Here is a 21,683-nt window from a genome sequence, read left to right on the forward strand (position 1 = left end):
GCCATCAGCGCAAATCGTGTTATTCCTTACGGAGATACGTATTGAAGAATTCTACCTGCTTGCGGTACTCGGCAATGATGTTGACGCGTTTACTTGCGCCATGACCTTCGTCGGGGAAGATCAGCGAATCAACCGGCCGTCCAAGTTCCTGCAGCGTGGCGATAATCTGGCGCGCCTCGCCGATCGGTACTCTCGGGTCGTTTACGCCATGTACAACGAGCAGCGGCGTTTCGATCTGGTCGGCTTTGTTTATCGGTGAGATTTCGCGCAGGAATTCCGGATCCGACAGCGGGCCATATTCCGCCTCGCGGAGCGCCCGGCGGTACGGAGCGGTGTTCTCAAGGAACGAGACGAAGTTCACGATGCCCACTTCGTTGACGGCCGCCGAAAACAGTTCCGGGTATTCCGTGATCATGCCCATGACCACGTACCCGCCATACGATCCGCCCCGGATTCCGATCATCCCCTGCCTTGTATATCCGTTGGAGATCAGCCAGTCGACACCGGCTTTGTAGTCCTTCAGCGAATTCTTTCGGTTCTTGTAATTGTCGAGATTCAGAAACGTGCGACCGTAGCCCGATGAGCCCCGAGGGTTGGGAGCGAGGACGCCGTAGCCGTTCAACAGGAGATACTGCACGTTGCGAATGAAATACGGCTGGAACTGTCCCTCCGGACCGCCGTGTGCGTCGACTATGAACGGAATCGCGGTTCCTTCGACATAGTCGGGCGGAAGGTACAGGAATGCCGGGATCTCGAGGCTGTCGAAGGTTGTGTACTTGATGAGTGTCGGTTCCCGGAATATCTCGCGGTCGATGCCCGCGTACATGGAGAAGGTCAGTTGTGTCAGTTCTTCCGTGTGCGGATTCCACTTCCAGACATCGGGCGCGCGGGTCGGTCCGGTGAACGACAGCAGGAGGTTGCCGTTCTGATCGAAGTAACCGCCGCCGACAATGCCTTCAAGCGGGGGAGAGGGGAGTTCACGCATGGTTTCCACTTCGCGCAGGTGAAGACGAACATACCCGTCTTCGTTCTGCAAGCCGACCATGTACTTGTAGTCGCGCGAGAAGCCGACCCCCTCGATTTCCCAGTTGGGGTCGAGCCATCCGTCGTTCGCGAATTCAATCTCGGGCGAACCGAGCTTCATCTTTCCGAGTCGAGAGATCCCCTCAGGATTGCCGTTGCTGACGATCCATATCGTCTTGTTGTCCGGCATGAGGGTCACCGAGCTGTACATGATGTCTTCGGTGTCTTCGGTTATCTTCTGGTGCTGTCCGGTCGTCAGGTCCAGCAGATAAAGGTCGTTGTTAACGTTGGACGTGAAGTTTCCGATGATCAGTTTCTGACCGTCCTGGGACAGGTCCATGATGGCGTTGTAACCGGTAACACCGCCGGTCGTATCACCGAAGATCTTCTCCGCCTGTCCGTTGGTGATGTCCATGCGGTAGATGAAGAAATCGCGGCCGTTTTCTTCGTTGGACCGATAGAAGATGGACTTGTCGTCCTTGGCCCAGACCACCGATCCGAACTGGACCTTATCGTAATTCGTCAGCGGCACTACCCGTCCTGTCTGTGTGTCCATGAGATACAGCTGCGACTGTTCCGAACCGCCGACCGAAGCGCCGACTATCGCGAAGTCGCCGCCGTAACTCAGGGTGAAGAAGTCAGTGCCGTCTTCGAACGCCGTCAGCTGATAAGGCCATCCTTCATCGGTGAGGCGATAATACTGGTGGGCGCCGGACATCGATGACCCGAAGAACACCTGCTCTCCGTCCCAGGAAAAGCCGGCCGGCGAACACGCGCCGATCTGCATGAATGTCGCGATGTCGGGAACGTACGTTCCGTTGGCCAGCAGCGACTCTTTCTTCATGGTTGTCTGAGAGGTTACGCCCGCTGCGACTAGGGCGACGATCAGAAGGGTGCTCAGGCCGCGTTTGGTTACTCGTTTCACTCGCTCCTCCTTACGCATGAATTATCTCTTCGTATCGTACGTACATGCCGGCGGTATAGTTGCCGAGTATGATACGCCGTCCCGCGCGAGAGGGCAATAAAAACCGGGCCGGATGTCTCCGGCCCGGAAGACTGTGGGGAGTGGAGGATGGAGTTGAATCAGCCTTCCACGGGCGTCAGCGGTGCGTGCGGCTGTCCCGCTTCTTCGTGAGCGACCCGGCGATAGAAGGTGCACTGATGGCAGTCGCTCATCCGTTCGTCGGCAGGAAACGCGGAGCCGGTGACCGGGCAACGGCGAATCATCCAGCAGACTCGTCCGCCGGCCTGTCCGTCGTTCAGCCCATCGAACTCCAGCGCCGCCGCCACGGGGCACACACCGAGCGTTCCGGAGAGAAGCCCGCCGCGCTGGCGACCGCAATCCTTGAACTCCCAGCAATTGAGCTTACGTGACATGTCAGCTACTCTTTCTCGACTACTCTAAGAACTGCAGCGTACTTGGAGTCGGAGCGCATCGCATCGACATCTTCCTGCGACGCCACTTCGACGAATTTCTCATAGCTCTTATTGACGTTTTTGATGTCATTGTCTCCGAGATAGGACAGCATGAGATACTGGTAGACCAACGGATCGTTGGACCGCAACGAGCGCGCGTCCTTGAAGTGATCTATTGCGGCCTTGAAGTTTCCGCGCTTATAGCGAGCTTCGCCGAGGCCGAAGTAGGCTTCGAAATTACCGCGATCGACACGAATCACCGACTCGTAATCAGCAATTGCCGCAAGTAATTCGCCTTTTGCGACGAAGAGGCTGGCCCGCCCCATGTGCGCTGCGACTGAATGGTCGTCGGCCTTAAGCGCATTGTTGAAGGCGGTTATTGCCGAGTTGTACTGCTTGCGCATCCGATAGATTTCGGCGGCACGAAGAAAATCGTCGTGGGCCAGGTTGAATCTTCGTTGCTGGAGGTAGGCTTCGCCGCGAGCTTCATAGGCCACTGTATAAGACGGATCCAGACGGAGGGCCTCTGTAAGGTCTTCCAATGCTTGTTCGAGAGAACCCTCGCGCATGAGAGTAGCGCCCGAGTAGTAGAAGTCTTCAGCGCCGTAGCTCTCCTGTTTGCTTGCCTGTGTCATCGGCTGCAGATCCACGACAAGCAGATTGGTTTCATTCGGCGTCAAGGTGACGGTACCGCTGGCCGTCTGGTACCCGTCGGCGGTCACGGAATACTTGCGTTTTCCGGGGCTGAGCCGCGAGAACGTGAGATTTCCGGCTCCAACGACCGCACCGTCAAGCAGGAGCTTCGCGCCGTCAACATTGGCCTTCAGAGTCAGCTTGGCGTATTCGGACCCGCTTTGTTTCTTTTGTGTTCCGGACTTTGATTTCCCGGCCGTTGCGCCAGCGGTCCCTTGCTTCGCGGAAGAAGGGGTGCTCGATGTGTTTGCCGGCGTTTGAGCTGCGGTGACGGGGTTCCTCACGGAAGTCGCCTGCTGCATGTTTGCATTGCGGCCCGACGACTGTGCCGTTGCCTCGGTCTGCGCCAGTTCTTCCACAACATCCTCGGAGGGACGGAGGGTCACGGTCGTGATTCGTCCATCGGCGACAGTCGCGTCCTCGGCTCCGATCACCGTTCCGTCGATCACAAATTCCAGGCGATGAGTGCCGGACGGCAGGGCATCGGTTACGAAAAAGCCCTCCGGGTTAACCTGGTAGTGCTTACCGAGTTCGGGGAGTCGAACGAGGGCGCCATGGATATAGGGACGGGAATACTCGTCTACCACCAGTCCGGCGATCGAGCCGTCCCCGGCTCCGGTCGGACCGACCAGTTGCACGGCGATCACGAAGAGAAGAAGAGCAGCCAGCGGTCCGCCGATCAGCAGGACGAGCTTGGCGCTGAGCATCTTCGCTTTGAGCACGAAGGAGTTCTCCGCCAGTGTGAGGTTGTCGCCGTCATGAAGGTGCGGATGACCGCTCAACTGAATCCAGTTGCGATAGTAGTAGGCGTAACGGGGAGGACGCATGGACGCTTCCGAGCGACGCAAGTCGTCGAACGGCGCCGGCGGCACCTCCGGCTTCACCGGGGTTTCATCCTTGCCTTCCCGGCGTTTTGGTGGCACGATGGGCGTGTTTGAGAAAGGCTGGTCGAGCTTGTCCATTTGCTCGATAAGGCGGCGCTTCTCGTCATCAGAAAGGTAGTTTGCCGTCTGGGACATCCGTCGTTCGATAGCCTGGACCTCTTCCTGAGAGAGTCGGGGAATTGCGTCGGGATCCGACTCTTCGTCAGCCTTGGCCGAAGGCTCATTGGGTTGTCGATCGGCGCCTCCGAACATATCGTGGTCGGCGGGAGGAGGTTCGTACGGCTCCGGTTCGAACGCGAACGGCGTCATGGTGTCCCCGATCAGGCTGTCCTCGTCTTTTGCGACAGGGACGTTCTGGGGGGGGCCGGCGCGCCTCTGCAGCTGCTGGTCAGGAGTTTCGATACCGAGATCGGTGTCGGGTCGTCCGAGCTTGCTGCCGGTGCCGACTATCTCGGTGTCGGGTGTGCTGGCCTCGCTCACAATAAAATCCGGATCGGTGTCTTTTTCGGAGGAGGAGTTCGAAGAATCGGTATCAGAGAGCGGGGCCCCGCATTCCGTGCAGTACCGGGCCTGAGGGTCTTCCGGTACTCTGTTACAATTGGGACAAGGGTTCACGGGCAACTTCCCTGCTAAGTTATTATGACGATTTAATATCTAGAATATCGACGGGATCGTGGTTTTCTTTACGCGGAAACGCCGGGCCAAACGTCTCTAAGGTGATATGCCGGTAACAAATAAGGGCTTGACACTCCATAGGTTGTCGTATATACTCAGGCCTTATTGACACAACGTGTTCGGTAGCCGTCCGAAGGGTTCCGTGAGGAGGAAGAAGTTCATGCCGAGGTGCATTTTTCACCGGATTTTTGCAGGTATTGCCGTCCTTGCGCTAGTCGGTTTGCTGGGGTGCACGCAGGCCGATGACATATACACGGGGATTTCGCAGACGGAGATCTATCTGGCGGCTGAAAGGCTACCAAACACTCCGACCGGAATGATCTACGAATTGTGGGTGGCCTCGGAGAGCGACACCATTTCGCTGGGCAAGTTCGGATACGAAGTGTCGACCAAGAAGTTCCTTGACCTCAGTGGCGCCAATCGCCCTGACTCCAACAACTTCTCCTTAGAGGGCGATCTGTTTTCGTACGCCACGATGTTTGTCTCGGTCGAATTGGCCACCGATCCTGATCCGGAGAGCCCCGGCCCGATCATGCTGGTCGACCGAATTACAAGTCTCGATACTAATCCGATAGAACTGGTGTTTCCGAACCGGATGGACAGCCTGGAGAATGCCGTGGCTCGCTTCTGTTTGGAGTCGCCGTCAGACGACAGCAGGACCGGGGTCGGCCGCGGGCTGTGGTTTGCAAATTACCGGGCGGTCGATGATGATACTCCCGATACGGTCAACGTCACGGTCCGGACCGAGTATCCGAAGCGGGCCTACCTGGTGGCTGAAACGAGCTTCGTCGGCGACCCGCCGGTTATGCATATCGACAGTACGTTTAAAGATAAGAACTTTGTAAACGAGATTCCCAAAGAGCAGGTGTTTGTGCCGGTGCCCTGGGAAGTCTCCAACATACGCAAGGACTCGACCCTGCGATTGTTCCAGCAGGACACGCTGACCCTCGGGAGCGATTCCAATTACCACGTGTTTATGCGCTTCCAGATCGACAGTATCATCGATACCACTGATCCTTATGAAATCGCTGAATTCTCGTTCACGTACACGGAGCAACCGAAGTCAATTGCGCTGGATATCTTCAGCCAGGATGATTTCAATCTGCCCGACTACTCGGATATGGGCTGGCACTATAAAGGCTGGGTCCTGACGCCGCACCTAACGTCGCAGGTGGTAAATCGGGCGACCGTGCCGGCATGGTTTGCCGTGCCGTCGCTGCGTCGCTACTTCCCGCATTCTGATCAGGCTTTGCTTACGACCGGCGCTTTCACTCAGATTGCGGAGAGTGATCTTAGCGATCCCTTCGCGGCCGGCCCCAAGATACCGCCGTTCCCGGGTGAGGACTTTCTTAAGACCGCCGAATTGCAGGCGACCTATGGAGTCTCAAGTGTCAATCTGATGCCGTTCGGGTCGGGCAACCAGGGGACCGTGTTCATTACGCTTGAGCCCGAGAACTATCCGGTTGACAGCACCAACTTTCCGCTGGTTGTCCTGATTGCTGAGTTGCCGTCGAGCCTTGCCGACGTATCCGGCGATCAGGTGTCGGTGACCATGCGTAACTGGACTCAGACAAACCCGCAGGGTGATCTGGTCGGTTTCCCCAAGGTAACCGTTACAGTCGAGCGATTCTAAGACGTAGAGCATAGAGGCGAAAAAGTGATCTTTCGGGGCGGCTGGACCGTCCCGAAGGGAATCTGAACTTTGCAGGGCGAAAGCGGCTTGGCGCGGGCCGCAGTTGAATGCCGATCCCTCACCGGTTCCGAGATGCCTCAAGTGGATCTCTCGGGGCCGTCTGCATTCGAGGTACTTACCAAAATCGCGATCAGGAGTGCGCTCATCTTTCGGTAGGACCAAGATGGTGCAATTGTCTGCGCAAATGTCGCCGGACCGGTGGCTGCATCGTATCACGTTTCCAGTCATCGATTTGGCGCATTATGTTTTCCTCTTGTAATGCATAGCCTTATGAAGTATACTTAAACCATGGCATGACATCGCTCTGCGGGTGTATGTCGGCATGTGCTTTGCATTTGCCGCCTGCAGACATCTCATTCTCCCGAGTTCAAGACTAGGGAGTGGTGTGCGCTGGTTCACCAGCCACCTGACGTTAGAGTCGGGCATCCCCCCTCCACCACTCCCTATTTTTTTGCCTCCCAGGGGACTCAAATCTTCGTGTTTCAGTACTGACCGGGTCTGTTCGCGCGGAGTGCTATTTCCGAGCAGATTGCAGAAAAAGGTGATATGCGTTTTCATCGGGCCATTCAGACGGACTTTCCGTGAGTCGATAGGAACGGAAACGTCTTAATGGGCAGGGCTAAATAGATGTCGCCACGTGAGGGTAAAAACAAACCAGGCTTTCTGACCCGTCTCAGTTCTCTGATTCTGATTCAGGTCGTTTTCGTCTTTGCCGCGCTGGCGCTGGTGGTTTACGTTCCCGACGAGGCATCACGACTCGATGCACGGGTGGCAAGCCTGATCAACCGCCTGGAAGCGACCTCTGACGCACTCAAGGTCGCACCGGTCGACCCTCTGTCAGCACCTCCTGCAACCGACTCGCTTGCTTCGCTGCTCGCGCCATCCGGATCAGAGCACATGGCATTCTCCGCGATCATTCTGTATACCGCCGATTCCGGAGGATCGCCGTATGTCGCGAAGACTCTTGGCGAAGACTCCGAAGAGTGCCTGTGGAACGTCGGCCTTTCGCCCAATAACAATCGCGCTCGGCTGCAAGCTCTTCTGGACCAGCCGGCAGGATTCGCCACGACCGCGTTTCGTGGCGACGGCCACCTTATCCACCAGTACCGGGTGGATCTCGCCGATGGAAGGCGTGCGCTGGTTGCCGGTATCGCGCCACACGACCTCGGGCTTTCGGGTCAGAGAGAGCTGACCACTGTCCTCGTGGTGCTGTTCGTCGCGTCAACCGTGATATCGGTTCTCATGGTTCTGATGATTCGAAAGCGTTTCCAGTGGCCGCTCAACCGGTTGCTGCGGGGGCTTGAGAAGACCGCCGAAGGGGAGATGTTCGTAATGGCGGAGAACTTCGATGACAACGAGCTTGACAAGCTTGCCACGTCATTCAACGTCATGAGCCGACGGCTCTGGAAGAACCGCCAGGAGCTCACCGACTACAACCGGCGCCTCAAAAAGCTCAACATGTCGTTGCTCGAGTCCCAGCTGTTTTTCAGCACGCTGGTCGAGAGTTCGCCGCTCTGTATTGTGGTGACCTCGCCTGCAGGCCAAATCCTGCTGTTTAACCGGCAGGCGTGCGCAGATTTCAGCTATCGCGCGTCCGATGCCGTCGGCAAAAACATCAACGAGTTGTTTGCCGGTTCGTCGGCCGGCGGCCGCGTGAGACTGGAGGTCTCCGACGACGGCATGGCTTTCGAGACGCGCTGCCGACGCAGGGGAGGCGACTTCTTTCCGGCGTACGTCATCAGCCGGACGGCACGGGGCAGGGACGGTTCGGTCGCCGCAAACATCTACATCATCAAGGACATCACGGAGAGCAAAGGCTTCCAGGACATGATGGTTCGACTCGACCGCTACTACACGCGGGGCGAGATGGCCGGTGACATTGCCCACGAAATCAATAACTACCTGTCGATTTTACTCGGGAATATCGAACTGCTGCCAATGGTCCTGCGTTCCGGCGATGAATCCAACATACAGAAGAAGTTGAACATCATGAGAGACACCGCGGACCGGATTGCCCGATTCACCGACGGGCTTATGGAGGGACCGCAGGACGAGGCGAATATCGAGCCTTGTGATCTCAATCAGCTCGTGGCGAATATCCTTGCCTTCTTGAAGCCGCAGAACAAATTCGATGACATTACGCTGTGCTCGGAATTGTCTTCCGACCTGTCGTTGGTGGAACTTGATTCCGGCCAGTTGCAGCAATTGCTAGTCAACTTCGTGTACAACGCTGCGGACGCCATGCAGTCCGTCACCGGACAGAGGATGATCACCATTCGCACTGAAGCAGTCGAGAGAAATCTCACGCCCCACGCGCGGATCGAGGTGATCGACACGGGCCCCGGGGTCGCACCCGATAAACTGCCGCTTCTGTTCCAACGCCGGTTCACGACAAAGGCCAAAGGACACGGCATCGGTTTGATCACCTGTCGGAAAATTGCCGAAATGCACGGTGGCGACATTGGCTACGAGTATCGTGACGGGGGCGTATTCTCGGTGGTAATTCCTGTCAGGCGGGCACGGACTGGGGCGGGCCATGCTGCGGCGTCGTACCGGGCAGACACTCCCTCCGTTTCGGCCGGTGTGCGCGACGCCTGACGCTTTTCACAACTTTTTCTTGCTCCGGCTGAACGGCCCGGATAGTTTCGCTGTATGACGAAATCCGAACTCACGACCGGGCCGTCTATCCCGGTACGTATCATCATATCCACCGTGGTCGTGATTGCTGTTGCCGTTGCCGCGCTTGCCTACGTCAGTATTCGAGACAGCCGCGGCGACAGTTATCAACTCCTCGTCGACCAGGGGAAGGCATTTACGGCGGCGCTGGCGCGCGCCTGCGACAACGCCATCGTCGCCGGGACGTTTTTCGACAGGCTGGTCGAGGAGCGGTATGCAGCACTCGTCACGGCATTGTCGGATGAGCCGCTGGAGGAACTTGACGATCGACGGTTACTCCGATTCGTACGACGATATGACGTTGATGCCGCCTTCGTGTACGCAAACGACTCCACACTCCTGGCGGCGGCGAGCGAAGCAGGCGGCCGGCCATTACCTCCCGCCTGGGTGACGCAGGAAGTAGAGCAATTGATGGCGCAGCCCGAGGTCCCCTTCGTATTGCTCATCGACCAGGAACAAGCCGGCGACGACGCCGTCCATTACTACATATCCCTGACGAACCGACTCGACCGAACAATCGTGATCGTCGAAACCGCCCAGTACCATTCGCGCGCGATGGAACGCACCGGAATCGGCTACCTTGTCCAGGGGATGGCCCGCGAGCAGGGCGTCGAATATATCATTTACCACACCCACGAAGGAATCATCTTTTCGTCGCGAAGCACGGGCTCGCTGCTGGCGATAGAGTCCGATCCGTTTCTGATTGCAGCACTCGAAACCGACACGGTCTCGAGCCGAGTATACGAATTCCAGGGCAAAAATGTGCTGGAGCTGGTCAGGCCTTTTGCGACGGAGCAGTATCCGATCGGGTTGTTTCGTGTGGGGCTATCGCTTGACAAATACTATTCCATTTCGCGGGGCTTCGACCAGCGGATGGTTCTGCTCGCCGTGGGTTCGTTTGCTTTTCTCGTCCTATCGCTTCTGTACCTGAACAGCCGGCGCCGGCGGCGCGAATTGAGTGCCGCCTATTCGGAAATGAAATCGCTCACGGACAAGCTGCTCGATGAGATGCGCACGGGGGTGGCGGCGGTGACTCGTGAGGGCGACATTACGCTCGCCAACGCCGCGTTTGAGGACATTTTTGACACTCGGGAAGCTGTGACTCGGCAATGGGATGGGGTTGTCGCCGATCAGAAGCTGGCGTTGGCTGCTTTTTTGTCAAGCGGCCTGAGTGTCGATGAGACAGAGATTTCTCGCGTGCGACGCGGCGAGCAGCAGGATCTGCTGATTATACGGTCGCTGCTTGAAGGCGCGGGGAATGCCGCGATGGTGGCGGTGGTGTACGATGTGACGCGCCTGCGAGACGCCGAACGGCAGTCGATGCGACGGGCGCGGCTATCCGAATTGGGAAATCTGGCCGCCGGCGTGGCTCACGAAATCCGAAATCCCCTCAATACGATTTCTATCGCGGCCCAGCGACTGGCTGCCGAGTTCACGCCTACCGAGAGCGTGGAGACCTACCGCGACTTCACCCGTACGATTCGCAACGAGACTACCCGCCTCAACGACATCATCACCCGATTCCTGGCGCTGGCGCGCGAGCATCAACCTGCCCGGACCCCGGTCGATCTTGCGACGGCAGTCCAGGAGACGGTGCGACTCCTCACGCCGGAGGCGCAGAATCTCGGAATCGCAATCAACGTCAGCGTGGATCCTACGATCGCTGTTCCGTCCGAGGTCGATCGTCTCAAGCAGGTATTTCTGAATCTCTACAACAATGCCAAAGAGGCACTGGCCGGTCGACCGGGCCAAATCAGCATTTCAGCCAGTCGAAGCGGCAGCCGAGTACGCATTGTGTTTGCGGATTCCGGCCCCGGCATTCCCAAAGAACGGCGTGAGCAGGTGTTCGCTCCTTACTTCACGACCAAAGACGGCGGAACGGGGCTGGGACTGTCGACAGTACACGCGATCGTAGCGGAGCTGGGTGGCGAAGTAAAGATTGAATCCTCAGAACTGGGCGGCGCTGCGATCATCCTGGATCTTCCGCTGGTGTGATACTTCGCCATCTGCCTCTGAGCCAAAAGAAAAGCGACCCCGACGGGGGTCGCTTTCCCATGAAATTGCCGTGGGCGTCTATTCTCAAGCCTGTTTGGTCTGCTTGATGAGCCACTCCGTGCTGACGGACTTCGGCCGAGTAATCGGCGTACCCAGTGCGCGGTTGAGGATCTGCTGCGACAGCATACCCATAGCACGCGACACCGAGAAGAGCACCGTGTAGTACTCGAATTCCTTCAAACCGTAGTTGTACAGGATAGCGCCGGAGCCGGCGTCGACATTCGGCCACGGATCCTTGATCTTTTGGACCTGTTGGAGGACCTTCGGTACCACGTCGAACACCATGGCCACCGTCTGGAAGACCGGATCCTTCTTGAGATACTTCTTGCCGAACTCGAGGAAGGCAGTGAACCGCGGATCGGTCACGCGCAGCACCGCGTGTCCATAACCCGGCACGACCTTGCCGCTCTTGAGCGTTTCCCACGCATACTCTTCGAGCTGTTTCTCGGTCGGAGCGCCGCCGAACTTCTCCATCGTCTCCAGGACCCACTTGAGGCATTCCTGGTTGGCCAGCCCGTGCAGAGGTCCCGCGAGGCCGTTCAGTCCGGCAGAGACGGCATAGAACGGATCGGAAAGTGCCGAAGCAACAGTGTGGCATGAGAACGCGGAGACGTTGCCGCCCTCGTGGTCGCAGTGCAGAGTAAGGTAGAGGCGCATCATGATCGCTGTTTCGCCCTTGCGAGGCGGCAGCCCGAGCATCTTGGCGTAGTCCGCGGCCCAGTCGAGCTTTTTCGACGGCTCGATCAGGTCACCCTTCTTGTAGCGAATTCGATAGACGCCGGCCGCGATTGTGTGAATCGTACCCAGCAGGCGCATGGAGTCTTCCAGCACCGGCTCCCAATAATCCATCTTGTTGATGCCCTCGGCGTAGCGCTTGCGGTACTGCGACTCATTCTCCATCGTGAGAATCGCGGCATCCAGCATCGCCATGGGGTGCGAGGTCTTCGGCATCGCCTTCAATACTTTCCAGACGTAGCCCGGGACTTCACCGTAGTCTTTCAATTCCTTCTGAAAGCCCTTCAACTCGTCGGCTGTCGGAAGTTCGCCGAGCAGGAGCAGCCAGAAGATTTCTTCAGGAAGGCGATCTTTGAGTTTCATGATCGGTGTGCCGCGGATGATCAGGCCCTGATCGGGCTCAACGACCGACGTATCACACACCATGCTTTTGACACCGCGCATTCCGCCAATTGCCTGCGAAACGGTGACCTGCGAAATCACTTTGTCACCGGCATCCTTGACGAGTTTAGCGCGCTCTTCTCTGAGCTGGGGAATCTGGGCGGCCAGTTTTTCCTTCAGTGTTTTGGCCATGGCGAACTCCTTCAGGTTTTGCAACGTGGACAACTATACCCAGTTGTCGATGTGAACATTTTCACATTTGGCGCTAATGATATCGCCCCCGCCACACCTTGTCAAGAACTTCCGAGACCGAAGATAACTTACACGATTGCAGGAGGAAAGAGCTTGTCGGGATTTAACAGACCGGACGGGTCCAGTACTTCTTTTATGGCCCGCATTACCCCTAATGTCGGGGCGTCAAATTCAAGACGAATAAAGTCTCGTTTTGCCAGGCCAACGCCGTGTTCGCCCGTGATCGTGCCGCCAAACTCCAGGGTTTTTCGCATCAGCAGAGTTATTTCCTGCTCAATGAGCCTTCGGTCATTTTCCGATCCGTCGCTAGATGCGTAGTACACATGCAGATTGCCGTCTCCGGCGTGCCCGAACGAGTTTATGATCAGGGGTGATGCGGAATTTCGCTCGGCCACAAATTCGACGAGATCGGGGAACCGGGAGTTTGGAACTACAACGTCCTCAGACACGGCGTAAGCAGCCATCGCCTTTATAGCTTTGGACACATTTCGACGAACCGCCCACAACGACTCAGCACGCGCAGGGTCCGGTTCAGTTCGAATCAACGCTGCTTTATTCTGTCGGCACATGGTGCCGATAGCATCGAGTTGTGCGACAGCATCCTCGCCGGAAGTTTCCAGCAGCAGGATGGCGCCCGCCTGGTCGAGGCCGGCGGTCTTTTCGTATCGATTGGACGCTTCCGCAGCCGCGCCATCGATAAACTCCATCACCGTGGGTACGATACCAGCCGTCGTAATATCGGTAACCGTTTGTGCGGCATTGCGCATATGGGGAAACGCAGCGAGGATCGTAATCCCGCGCGGTGGAATTGGGATCAGTCGAACGGCGATACGCGTTAAGATTGCCAGCGTGCCCTCTGAAGCAATCAGGACGTCACCTATGCTGAGCCCGCGGTTGTCGTTGAATACGCCGGTTTTTAGCAACTCGCTCTCGGCGGTAACGGCTTCGAGCCCGATTACATAGTCCTTAGTGACACCAAATCGTTTACACCGGAGCCCTCCGGCCCCTTCGGCGACATTCCCTCCCAGCGTACACTCAGCGAGACTTGCCGGGTCCGGTGGATAGAATAGCCCATATCGCGCCGCATCGTCCTGCAGTTGTTTCGTGATAACACCCGGTTCGCAGATAGCCCTCCGGGCGGGCGCGTCTATCCGGACCGAGGTCATGCGCTCGGTGGAAATCACCAGGCCCCCGGCAGCTGCCACGCATCCGCCGGAAAGTCCCGTACCGGCGCCACGCATCGTAACAGCAATCCCCCGCCGGCGGCAGAATCTGACGGCCGCACAAATGTCCTCGACTTGATTAGCTATCAGGATTCCGGCCGGTACGGCCCGGTGCGTCGTGGCATCGTGGAAGTAGCTCTCATACCCGGTCGGATCGGAAATCAGGGAATCCGGATCAGAGAGTTGGGACCGAAGGGACGATAGCATATCGGCGGGCTCCACTCACCAGTCGATCCGATTACTCCTTCGAGCCGGATGAGGTGGACTTGGAATCTTTTGAGGTCGAAGGGCTGCCGCTCGACGACGACGTCTCCTTGGATGCTTCCTTTTTGTAGCTGTCCTTGCGGTAGTCGGTGATATAGAAGCCGGAGCCCTTGAAAATCAGTCCCGCGCCGCCCGATATTATTCGGTGTGTTTCACCCCCGCACTTGGGGCAGACATCGATCGGCTCTTCTGTTATTGCCTGGAATTCCTCGAATTCATGGCCGCAAGCCTTGCAGCGATACGGATAGGTGGGCATCGGTCTCCTCGTTGTCGCTACGCTGATTCCGGAGCGGACGACGGCATCGCTGCCGACGTCCGCCCCTTTCACTTACTTTTTGCCGGCCTGCAGGAACTGACGCTTCACCGGTCCGGCGGCAGCCACCTCGGGCGGCGTACCAGCGGCGAACTTCTTGAAATTCTCGATGAAGAGCGCCGCCAACTGCAGGTATTTGTCCTGAAACGCCTGCGGGTCTTCCCAGGTTTCTATTGGACGAAGCACCTTGTCCGGAACCCCTTCGCACCGGCCGGGGACGTGAAATCCGAACACCGGATCGGTCCAGTACTCGACATCGAGCAGTTTCCCGTCGAGAGCGGCATTCAGCAACGTGCGAGTGTGGTGGATCGACATGCGCTTGCCGATTCCATACGGCCCGCCGGTCCAGCCGGTATTGACCAGCCAGCAGTTGACGTTGTGCTTCTCGATTTTGTTTTTGAGCATCTCCGCATAAAAAGCAGGGTGATGGACCATAAACGGGGCGCCAAAACAGGCCGAGAAAGTAATCTCCGGCTCCTTACCGAGATCGATTTCGGTGCCGCTCACCTTGGATGTATACCCGGAAATAAAGTGGTACATCGCCTGATGAGGAGTCAGTCGGGCAATCGGGGGCATGACGCCGGACGCGTCACAGGTCAACAGGATGATGTTTTTCGGGTGACCCGCGACACCTTCCGGAATGGCGTTGTCTATGAAATCGAGCGGATAGGCCGCGCGCGTATTTTCGGTCATTTCGTCGTCATCGAGATCCAGCAGCCGTGTGACCGGGTCAAACACCACATTTTCCAACACGGTGCCGAACCGCCGGGTGCAGGCGTAGATTTGCGGTTCGGCGGTGGGGGAGAGGTTGATCACCTTGGCGTAACAGCCGCCTTCAAAGTTGAAAACTCCCTCGTCGGACCAGCCGTGCTCGTCGTCGCCGATCAGCCCCCGGTTGGGGTCGGCCGACAGCGTCGTCTTGCCCGTGCCGGACAATCCGAAGAAGATAGCCGTATCCCCCTGCTTGCCGACGTTGGCCGAGCAATGCATGCTAAGCACCCCGTCCAGCGGGAGGAGGTAGTTGAGAACCGTAAACACGGCCTTTTTGATTTCGCCGCCGTACCCGGAACCGCCGATCAGGCACACTTTCTGGTCGAAATTGAGCAGTATAAACGTCGGTGTCAACGTGCCGTCGATCTCCGGCAACCCCCGGAACTGCGGCAGCGAGATAACGGTGAAATCCGGCACAAAGGTGCGCATTTCATCGTTTGTCTGTGGCTCGATAAACATGTTGCGGACGAACAACGCGTGCCATGCGAATTCGGTGATGACCCTGACCGGCAGGCGGTAGTTGGCATCCTGCCCGGCGTAGCAGTCCGTGACAAACAGGTCGCGGCCCTGCAGGTATCCCTGCATGCGCTGGTAGACGGCGTTGAACTTGTCGATACTGAACGGCCGGTTGTATTCGCCCCACCAGACGCGGTTTTCGGTCGTTGATTCCTTGACGATCGCCTTGTCGTTGGCGGCACGGGCGGTCCAGTCTCCCGTGTTGACGGACAGCGGGCCGCCTTTCGTCATCCGGCCCTCGCGGCGGAAGATCGCTTCCTCGTAGAGCGCCTCGGTCGGAAGATTCCAGTACACGCGGTGGAGGTTGCGGAACCCGTAGTTGCTCAGGCTGAATTCGCTCTTGGTCGATTTGGCCTCGTCCTGAGCGGGGGTTTTGATATCGAGGATGTAATGGCTCACTTCCAGTCCCTCCTCATCTTCCGGTCGCCGATGTAGATTTCATTCGGGGAGTCCGGATCAAGCGCCCATTTGATTCGTGCGATACCTTCGCGGATCTCTTTAACGGTGCCGCAGTAACTCAGCCGCAGATGACCCTCGAGGCCGAATTCCTTGCCCGGTACCGTCACCACAAGCGCCTTCTTCAACAGAAATTCACTCAGTTCGTTGGAATTCTTGCTGTAAGCGCTGAAGTCAGGCAGACAGTAAAATGTGCCGTCGGGAGGAATGCACCGGACCCCGGTGAACGAGTTCAGCTCGTTCATCATGACCTTGCAGTTGTTTTCGAGAAACACGCGCAGGTTGTCGACAGAACTTTGCACACCCGTCAGCGCCCCGGCCGCGGCCGCCTGGAGAATGACGGATGGGCAGGACGTGTTCTGAGCGGCGACGTTTACCATCGCGGCGGTTACTTTGCGGTTGGCGACCACCCAGCCGATACGAAAGCCGGTCATCGCATAGGCCTTTGACACCCCGTTGATCACAACCAGCTTCGACGAGTCGTGATCCGCCTTGGCGTAGTCATAGCACGACACCCATTTCTTGCCGTGAAACACGAGCTTATGGTATATGTCGTCCATGACCAGGTAGATGCCTTTCTTTTCGCAGTATTCCACCATCTGGCCGATGAAATCCCCGCTGTAGACGGCGCCCGACGGATTGTTCGGGCTATTGATCACGATCGCCTTGGTGTAGGAACTGACGCACTGCTCGATATCCTCGAACCGTGGATGAAATCTGCCGTCCTCGGCTTTCACAATCACCGGAACACCGTACACCATCCGCACGATCTCAGGATAGCTGACCCAATATGGCGCCGGGATGATGACCTCGTCCTGGGGATTGATGATAGTCATCATGAGATTGTAGAACGCCTGTTTGGCGCCGGCGGCGGCGATGACGTTTTCGGGACCGACGATATGATTGTAGTTTTCTTCCGTATACCGGATAATCGCCTTGATGAGGGCAGGGATCCCCTCGGTCGGCGTGTATCGCACCTCACCGGTATTCAGCGAAGCTGTGCAACTCAGGATTGCATCAAGCGGCACTTTGCTTTTTGGTTCTCCCGCCCCGAGATGAATCACCGGCTCGCCCTTCTCCCGCAGCAGGCGGGCTTGCTCGTTGAGCTTCAGGGTCGGTGACTCGTGGATTTCTCTGGCAAGTTGACTGATACTCATAGTGTGCATCATCCTCTCAGCAGCATCGCTATCGCGGATACATCAACTATATCATCCACCGAACATCCTCTCGACAAATCGTTGGCCGGTTGTGCCAGCCCCTGGATGATCGGTCCGGTTGCGGTCGCCCCGGCCATTCGCTGGACCAGCTTGTAGCCGATATTGCCGGCGTCGAGATCCGGGAAAATAAGTACGTTCGCCTTTCCGGCGATGTCAGAGCCCGGCGCTTTTTTCGATCCAACCGACGGGATTACCGCCGCATCCACCTGCATCTCGCCGTCGACCTTCAAGCCGGGATGGTCGCGTTTGAGGATGTCGATCGCTGCAAGCACCTTGTCCACGTCTTCGTGTTTGGCCGATCCTTTGGTCGAAAAAGACAACATCGCAACCCGGGGTTCCTCTCCGACAAGTCTCTCCATGGTTTCGGCGGTGGAGACGGCGATAGACGCCAGTTGTTCCGCGGTCGGGTTCGGAACCACAGCGCAGTCGCCGAACACGAACACCTTGTCGGTGACCTCGCCGAATCGTGGCAGTGTCATGATAAACGAGGAAGAAACCGTGTTGATACCCTTGGCCAGCCCGATGCAGTGCAGAGCCGCGCGCAGCACGTCACCGGTAGTATTCACCGCTCCCGATACGGACGCATCGGCCTTCTCCATGTGCACCATCATGGCGCCGTAGTACAGCGTGCTCGACATGAGTTTACGGGCCGACGGCTCATCGAGGCCCTTCTTTTTGCGGAGCTCCATCAACTCATGGACGAACTCGCCATAGTCCGGCGCATCGACTGGATTGACAATATCGATGCCGCCCAAATCAACGCCGTTCTCCCGGGCGACCTTGCCAATCTCTTTGGGGTCGCCGAGCACGGTCACGGCGCCGATTCCTTCATCGATGATCTTCTTCGCAGCCAGTACGGTGCGCTTTTCAACGCCTTCCGGCAGCACGACTCTTCTCTTCTTCGGCTTGACCTTTGCCTTGATTTTCTCTACCGCGTTCATGTTCTACTCCCAACAAACAATCTCAATTGAGTTAATTTCAGTCCTGTGCAACCACCTGGTCCTTCAGGTCCGGATCAGAGAGGTATGCCTGAATGAAGTCGTCGATATCACCATCCATAACCGTCTGGACATTGGAGGTCTCGTGCCCCGTGCGATGGTCCTTGACGAGATTGTAGGGGTGAAATACGTACGATCGAATCTGTGATCCCCATTCGATCTTTTTTTTGGTCTTTTCGAACCTCTCCATCTTCTTGGCTTCCTCTTCGCGCTTCAGTTGGTACAACCGCGCTTTGAGCACCATCATCGCGGACTCACGGTTCTTGTGCTGGCTGCGCTCCGACTGGCACGTGACGACAATGCCGGTGGGGAAGTGGGTGATACGGATGGCCGAGGAAGTCTTGTTCACGTGCTGACCGCCGGCGCCCGATGAGCGATAGGTGTCCACCCGGATATCATCGTCCTTGATCTCGACCTCCACCGCATCTTCAACGACCGGGTACACGTGCACTGAGACGAAGGATGTGTGGCGGCGGGAATTGGCGTCAAACGGCGAGATGCGAACCAGGCGGTGGACGCCGGATTCGGCTTTGAGATAGCCGTACGCGTAGTCGCCTTCGAATTTCAGCGTCGCCGACTTCAGCCCCGCTTCCTCACCGGGCTGGTAGTCGATCAGCTCGACAGCAATGCCACGACGTTCCGCCCAGCGGTTGTACATGCGAAAGAGCATGTCGGCCCAGTCCTGCGATTCGGTGCCGCCGGCTCCCGGATGGATGTTGATGATGGCGTTTCGGTGATCGTCGGGTCCAGACAGATGCGTCTGGAATTCGAGCGTGTCAACGCTGGCGATCAGATTATCGAGAGATTCGGACAGCTCGGCGGCCTCGGGAGAACCGTCTTCGACTATCTCTGCCAGTTCAGATAAGTCCTTGAGGTCGCACAGTAGAGCGTCAACCGCCTGCACCCAGCGTTTGTGTGCGTTGATTTCTTTGAGGATTCCCTGAGCAGCCTGATTGTCGTCCCAGAATCCCGGTTCAGTGGTAGTTTTTTCGAGTTCCGCTATGCGCTCGCGACGAGTGTCGAGGTCAAAGATACCTCGCTAGTTTGTCGAGTTTGTCTTTCAACTCCGGGATCTGGCTGTTTACATCTGCGAGCATAGCGTCCATTCCTCCGATACCGTCTCAACGCAAAGCGCAATTATACGACTATTTTCCACAAGCGTCAAAAGATTTTTGGTTTCCGCCAACGCCCGATCGCTGTCCGTAACCGCATAATGGGCAGGTTGTTAGGCTTGCACTAAATGGTTGACAGAGACAACGCTCATCCTATTTTGTTCAAGTGGCAAAACACGTGACAACTCTCGAGGTCGGCGCGTTTCTGGTCAACTGCTACCTCTATGGGGACGATGTTACTCGCGACGTGGTGATCATCGACCCCGGCGACGAGGACGAACGGATCATTGACGCGGTAACCCGGAGGGAGCTTGTACCCAGAGCTATCCTGCTGACGCATGGCCACTTGGACCACATTGGCGCCGTGGCGGCCCTGAAGAACAAATACCGTATTCCGCTTCTGATTGGCCGAGGGGAAGAGGTTCTCCTGAGCAACCCGGTCGCCAATGGGTCCGCGGCGTTCGGTTCGCCGATGACCGCGCCGGCGGCGGATCGCCTGCTGGCCGACGACGATCTTGTCGTCTTTGGCGCTATTGCTCTGCGAGTCCTGGCGACCCCCGGCCACTCGCCTGCCGGAATTTGTTATCTCGACGAAGTCAACGGCTGGCTTTTTTGCGGGGATACCTTGTTTAAGCAGTCGATCGGGCGAACCGATTTGTACGGGGCCTCGTTAGAGGAGTTGATGAATTCAATTCAATCACGTATTCTGTCACTCCCGGATTCGGTGACCTGTTTTCCGGGCCACGGGCCGCGGACGACCGTCGGAGCCGAGCGCGTCAACAATCCCTTTCTGACCGGAGAGTACTTTGTCTGATCAACGACCGATCGAACGGCTGCATCAATCGGGGCTGGCGGATTATCACTGCCATTGCGACTACTCGGTCGATGCCGTGGGGACAATCGATGACTATTGTCGGGCGGCCGTGCAGCGGGGGCTCGCCGAGTTATGCTTTACGACGCACTACGACGCCAATCCGGATTCTGAGCGCAAAGACTGTTACATCCGGGTTCGGGGCAAAGAGGTCCCGTCGACGCCCGACGCACTGGCGCCGTATGTCGACGACGTCCATGCGGCCGCCGAACGCTTTCTTGCCGACGGACTCCTGGTGAAACCGGGAGTAGAGGTCGGCTGGTTTCCCGGCTGCGAGGAAACGGTGGCCCGTTTGCGCGAGCGGTTCGATTTCCACCACGTTCTTTGCGGAATACACGAGATAAACAACATCTGTTTCTGCTGCAAGGGATGGCATTTGAAATGCTTCGCACCTTTCGACGCAAACGGCCTCGCGGAGGCGTATTTCCGACAGGCGGTCGACGCCGCGAACTCAGGGTTGTTCGATGCGATCGCGCATCTTGATTACTACCGCAAGTACGGCGATGAGTACTATGGCGACGCCCTGAAGTCCGCGCACGAACCGTTTGTCGGCGAACTGTTCGCTGCCCTCCAACGCAGCGACACCGCGCTCGAAATCAACACGGCAGCGTTGCGCAAGGGGCTTGGAGAGTACTTCCCGAGAGTCTCACTGCTGAATGCCGCCCGTCGCGCGGGTGTGATGGTGCGCTTTCTGGGCTCCGACGCCCACCGGCCCGAGGACGTCGGTTTTGATTTTGACGCCGCCGTAACGCTGTTGTCCGACGTGTCCCGAACCTGCGAGGTGTGATGACGACCGTGTCTGCCGCGCTACGATCCGGGCGCTTACCCCGATCATTCTATGACAGGCCCACCCTCGACGTTGCCCAGGGACTCATGGGTTGCCGGATCGTATATGACGGACCGAGGGGAAGGCTCTCCGCCCGAATCGTCGAAGTCGAGGCGTATATCGGGGAGGACGACCCGGCGTGTCATGCGTCGGCCGGCAGGACGGCACGAACGGCCCCTATGTTCGGCCCGCCGGGCCGCGCCTACATCTATTTCATTTACGGGATGTACTATTGCCTCAATTTTGTGACAGAGAGCGAGGGGCGTCCTGCCGCCGTCCTGCTTCGTGGCGCGGAGCCGCTCGAGGGACTTGAACTGATGCGTACGCTGGCAACACCACAGCAGGACGCGCGCCTGCTGGCCGGTCCGGGAAAGTTTTGCCGGGCTTTCGGGCTGACAACCGAGCAAAACGGGTGGGATCTGACATCTTCCTCACTGTACCTTCTGTCGCCCGTGCGAACGGTGGCTCGAGTTGCTTCGTCACCCCGGATCGGCATCAGCAAGGCCACTCGGCGCCACTGGAGATTCTTCGATCCGGACTCACCGTCGGTATCAAAGCGCGTGGCCAACGGTATAATGAGCGCAGTCGGCGAGCGAGGGTCGAATCAGCGACTTCGCTGAACGCAAGGGAGAA

General features: G+C 57.6%; 16 protein-coding genes. 6 read left to right on the plus strand and 10 right to left on the minus strand.

Annotated elements, in window-relative coordinates; genetic code table 11:
* Positions 1 to 19 precede the first annotated feature (19 nt).
* The 3 genes from RBT76_14395 to RBT76_14405 all read right to left on the minus strand — a co-directional run bounded on the left by RBT76_14395 (position 20) and on the right by RBT76_14405 (position 4,496).
* Entirely contained in the window at positions 20 to 1,948 is a 1,929-nt protein-coding gene (locus RBT76_14395) for a S9 family peptidase (GenBank protein ID MDX9858972.1), read from the minus strand.
* A gap of 158 nt (positions 1,949 to 2,106) precedes the next feature.
* Entirely contained in the window at positions 2,107 to 2,400 is a 294-nt protein-coding gene (locus tag RBT76_14400) for a hypothetical protein (GenBank protein ID MDX9858973.1), read from the minus strand.
* A gap of 5 nt (positions 2,401 to 2,405) precedes the next feature.
* On the minus strand, positions 2,406 to 4,496 hold the full coding sequence (locus RBT76_14405) for a tetratricopeptide repeat protein (GenBank protein ID MDX9858974.1): 2,091 nt from the start codon (positions 4,494 to 4,496) through the stop codon (positions 2,406 to 2,408).
* 355 nt (positions 4,497 to 4,851) lie between these two features.
* Between RBT76_14405 and RBT76_14410 the strand changes: the two genes are divergently transcribed.
* The 3 genes from RBT76_14410 to RBT76_14420 all read left to right on the plus strand — a co-directional run bounded on the left by RBT76_14410 (position 4,852) and on the right by RBT76_14420 (position 11,055).
* Positions 4,852 to 6,324 carry a hypothetical protein gene (locus tag RBT76_14410; GenBank protein ID MDX9858975.1) on the plus strand — a complete coding sequence of 491 codons (1,473 nt, stop codon included), beginning with the start codon at positions 4,852 to 4,854 and terminating at the stop codon, positions 6,322 to 6,324.
* 687 nt (positions 6,325 to 7,011) lie between these two features.
* Positions 7,012 to 8,982, plus strand: a complete 1,971-nt coding sequence (locus tag RBT76_14415) for an ATP-binding protein (protein MDX9858976.1) — start codon at positions 7,012 to 7,014, stop codon at positions 8,980 to 8,982.
* 54 nt (positions 8,983 to 9,036) lie between these two features.
* The gene (locus RBT76_14420; GenBank protein ID MDX9858977.1) at positions 9,037 to 11,055 is read left to right on the plus strand and encodes an ATP-binding protein; all 2,019 of its coding nucleotides are present in this window, start codon (positions 9,037 to 9,039) and stop codon (positions 11,053 to 11,055) included.
* Between the two features lie 84 nt (positions 11,056 to 11,139).
* Here the strand turns inward: RBT76_14420 and RBT76_14425 are convergent, their stop codons facing one another.
* From RBT76_14425 to prfB, 7 genes are all read right to left on the minus strand, one after another.
* Positions 11,140 to 12,423 carry a citrate (Si)-synthase gene (locus RBT76_14425; protein ID MDX9858978.1) on the minus strand — a complete coding sequence of 428 codons (1,284 nt, stop codon included), beginning with the start codon at positions 12,421 to 12,423 and terminating at the stop codon, positions 11,140 to 11,142.
* Positions 12,424 to 12,551: 128 nt separating this feature from the next.
* Entirely contained in the window at positions 12,552 to 13,913 is a 1,362-nt protein-coding gene (locus RBT76_14430; protein ID MDX9858979.1) for an FAD-binding oxidoreductase, read from the minus strand.
* A 31-nt stretch (positions 13,914 to 13,944) separates the two neighbouring features.
* Entirely contained in the window at positions 13,945 to 14,226 is a 282-nt protein-coding gene (locus RBT76_14435; protein ID MDX9858980.1) for a zinc ribbon domain-containing protein, read from the minus strand.
* A gap of 72 nt (positions 14,227 to 14,298) precedes the next feature.
* A complete protein-coding gene (pckA, locus tag RBT76_14440) occupies positions 14,299 to 15,969 on the minus strand; it encodes a phosphoenolpyruvate carboxykinase (ATP) (GenBank protein MDX9858981.1) in 1,671 nt (556 codons plus the stop codon).
* The gene (locus tag RBT76_14445; GenBank protein MDX9858982.1) at positions 15,966 to 17,183 is read right to left on the minus strand and encodes a pyridoxal phosphate-dependent aminotransferase; all 1,218 of its coding nucleotides are present in this window, start codon (positions 17,181 to 17,183) and stop codon (positions 15,966 to 15,968) included. The genes pckA and RBT76_14445 overlap by 4 nt, the downstream gene beginning before the upstream one ends.
* A gap of 8 nt (positions 17,184 to 17,191) precedes the next feature.
* Positions 17,192 to 18,184, minus strand: coding sequence for a phosphate acetyltransferase (gene pta / locus RBT76_14450; protein ID MDX9858983.1), 993 nt, complete (start codon positions 18,182 to 18,184; stop codon positions 17,192 to 17,194).
* Positions 18,185 to 18,221: 37 nt separating this feature from the next.
* Positions 18,222 to 19,338, minus strand: a protein-coding gene (prfB, locus tag RBT76_14455; protein MDX9858984.1) for a peptide chain release factor 2 whose coding sequence is annotated in 2 segments (ribosomal slippage) — positions 18,222 to 19,268 and positions 19,270 to 19,338 — 1,116 coding nt in all. Because the reading frame shifts where the segments join, the coding sequence is not laid out codon by codon here.
* Between the two features lie 193 nt (positions 19,339 to 19,531).
* On the opposite strand from prfB, the gene RBT76_14460 reads away from it, so the two are divergent.
* The 3 genes from RBT76_14460 to RBT76_14470 are packed head-to-tail and all read left to right on the plus strand — an operon-like array spanning position 19,532 to position 21,670.
* Positions 19,532 to 20,167 carry an MBL fold metallo-hydrolase gene (locus RBT76_14460; protein ID MDX9858985.1) on the plus strand — a complete coding sequence of 212 codons (636 nt, stop codon included), beginning with the start codon at positions 19,532 to 19,534 and terminating at the stop codon, positions 20,165 to 20,167.
* Positions 20,160 to 21,011 (plus strand): histidinol-phosphatase HisJ family protein, encoded by an 852-nt coding sequence (locus RBT76_14465; GenBank protein ID MDX9858986.1) that lies wholly within the window; start codon positions 20,160 to 20,162, stop codon positions 21,009 to 21,011. The genes RBT76_14460 and RBT76_14465 overlap by 8 nt, the downstream gene beginning before the upstream one ends.
* On the plus strand, positions 21,011 to 21,670 hold the full coding sequence (locus RBT76_14470; protein MDX9858987.1) for a DNA-3-methyladenine glycosylase: 660 nt from the start codon (positions 21,011 to 21,013) through the stop codon (positions 21,668 to 21,670). The genes RBT76_14465 and RBT76_14470 overlap by 1 nt, the downstream gene beginning before the upstream one ends.
* Positions 21,671 to 21,683: the final 13 nt, after the last annotated feature.

This window comes from Candidatus Zixiibacteriota bacterium (assembly GCA_034003725.1).
In the GTDB taxonomy this organism is placed as follows: Bacteria; Zixibacteria; MSB-5A5; order GN15; family FEB-12; genus WJMS01.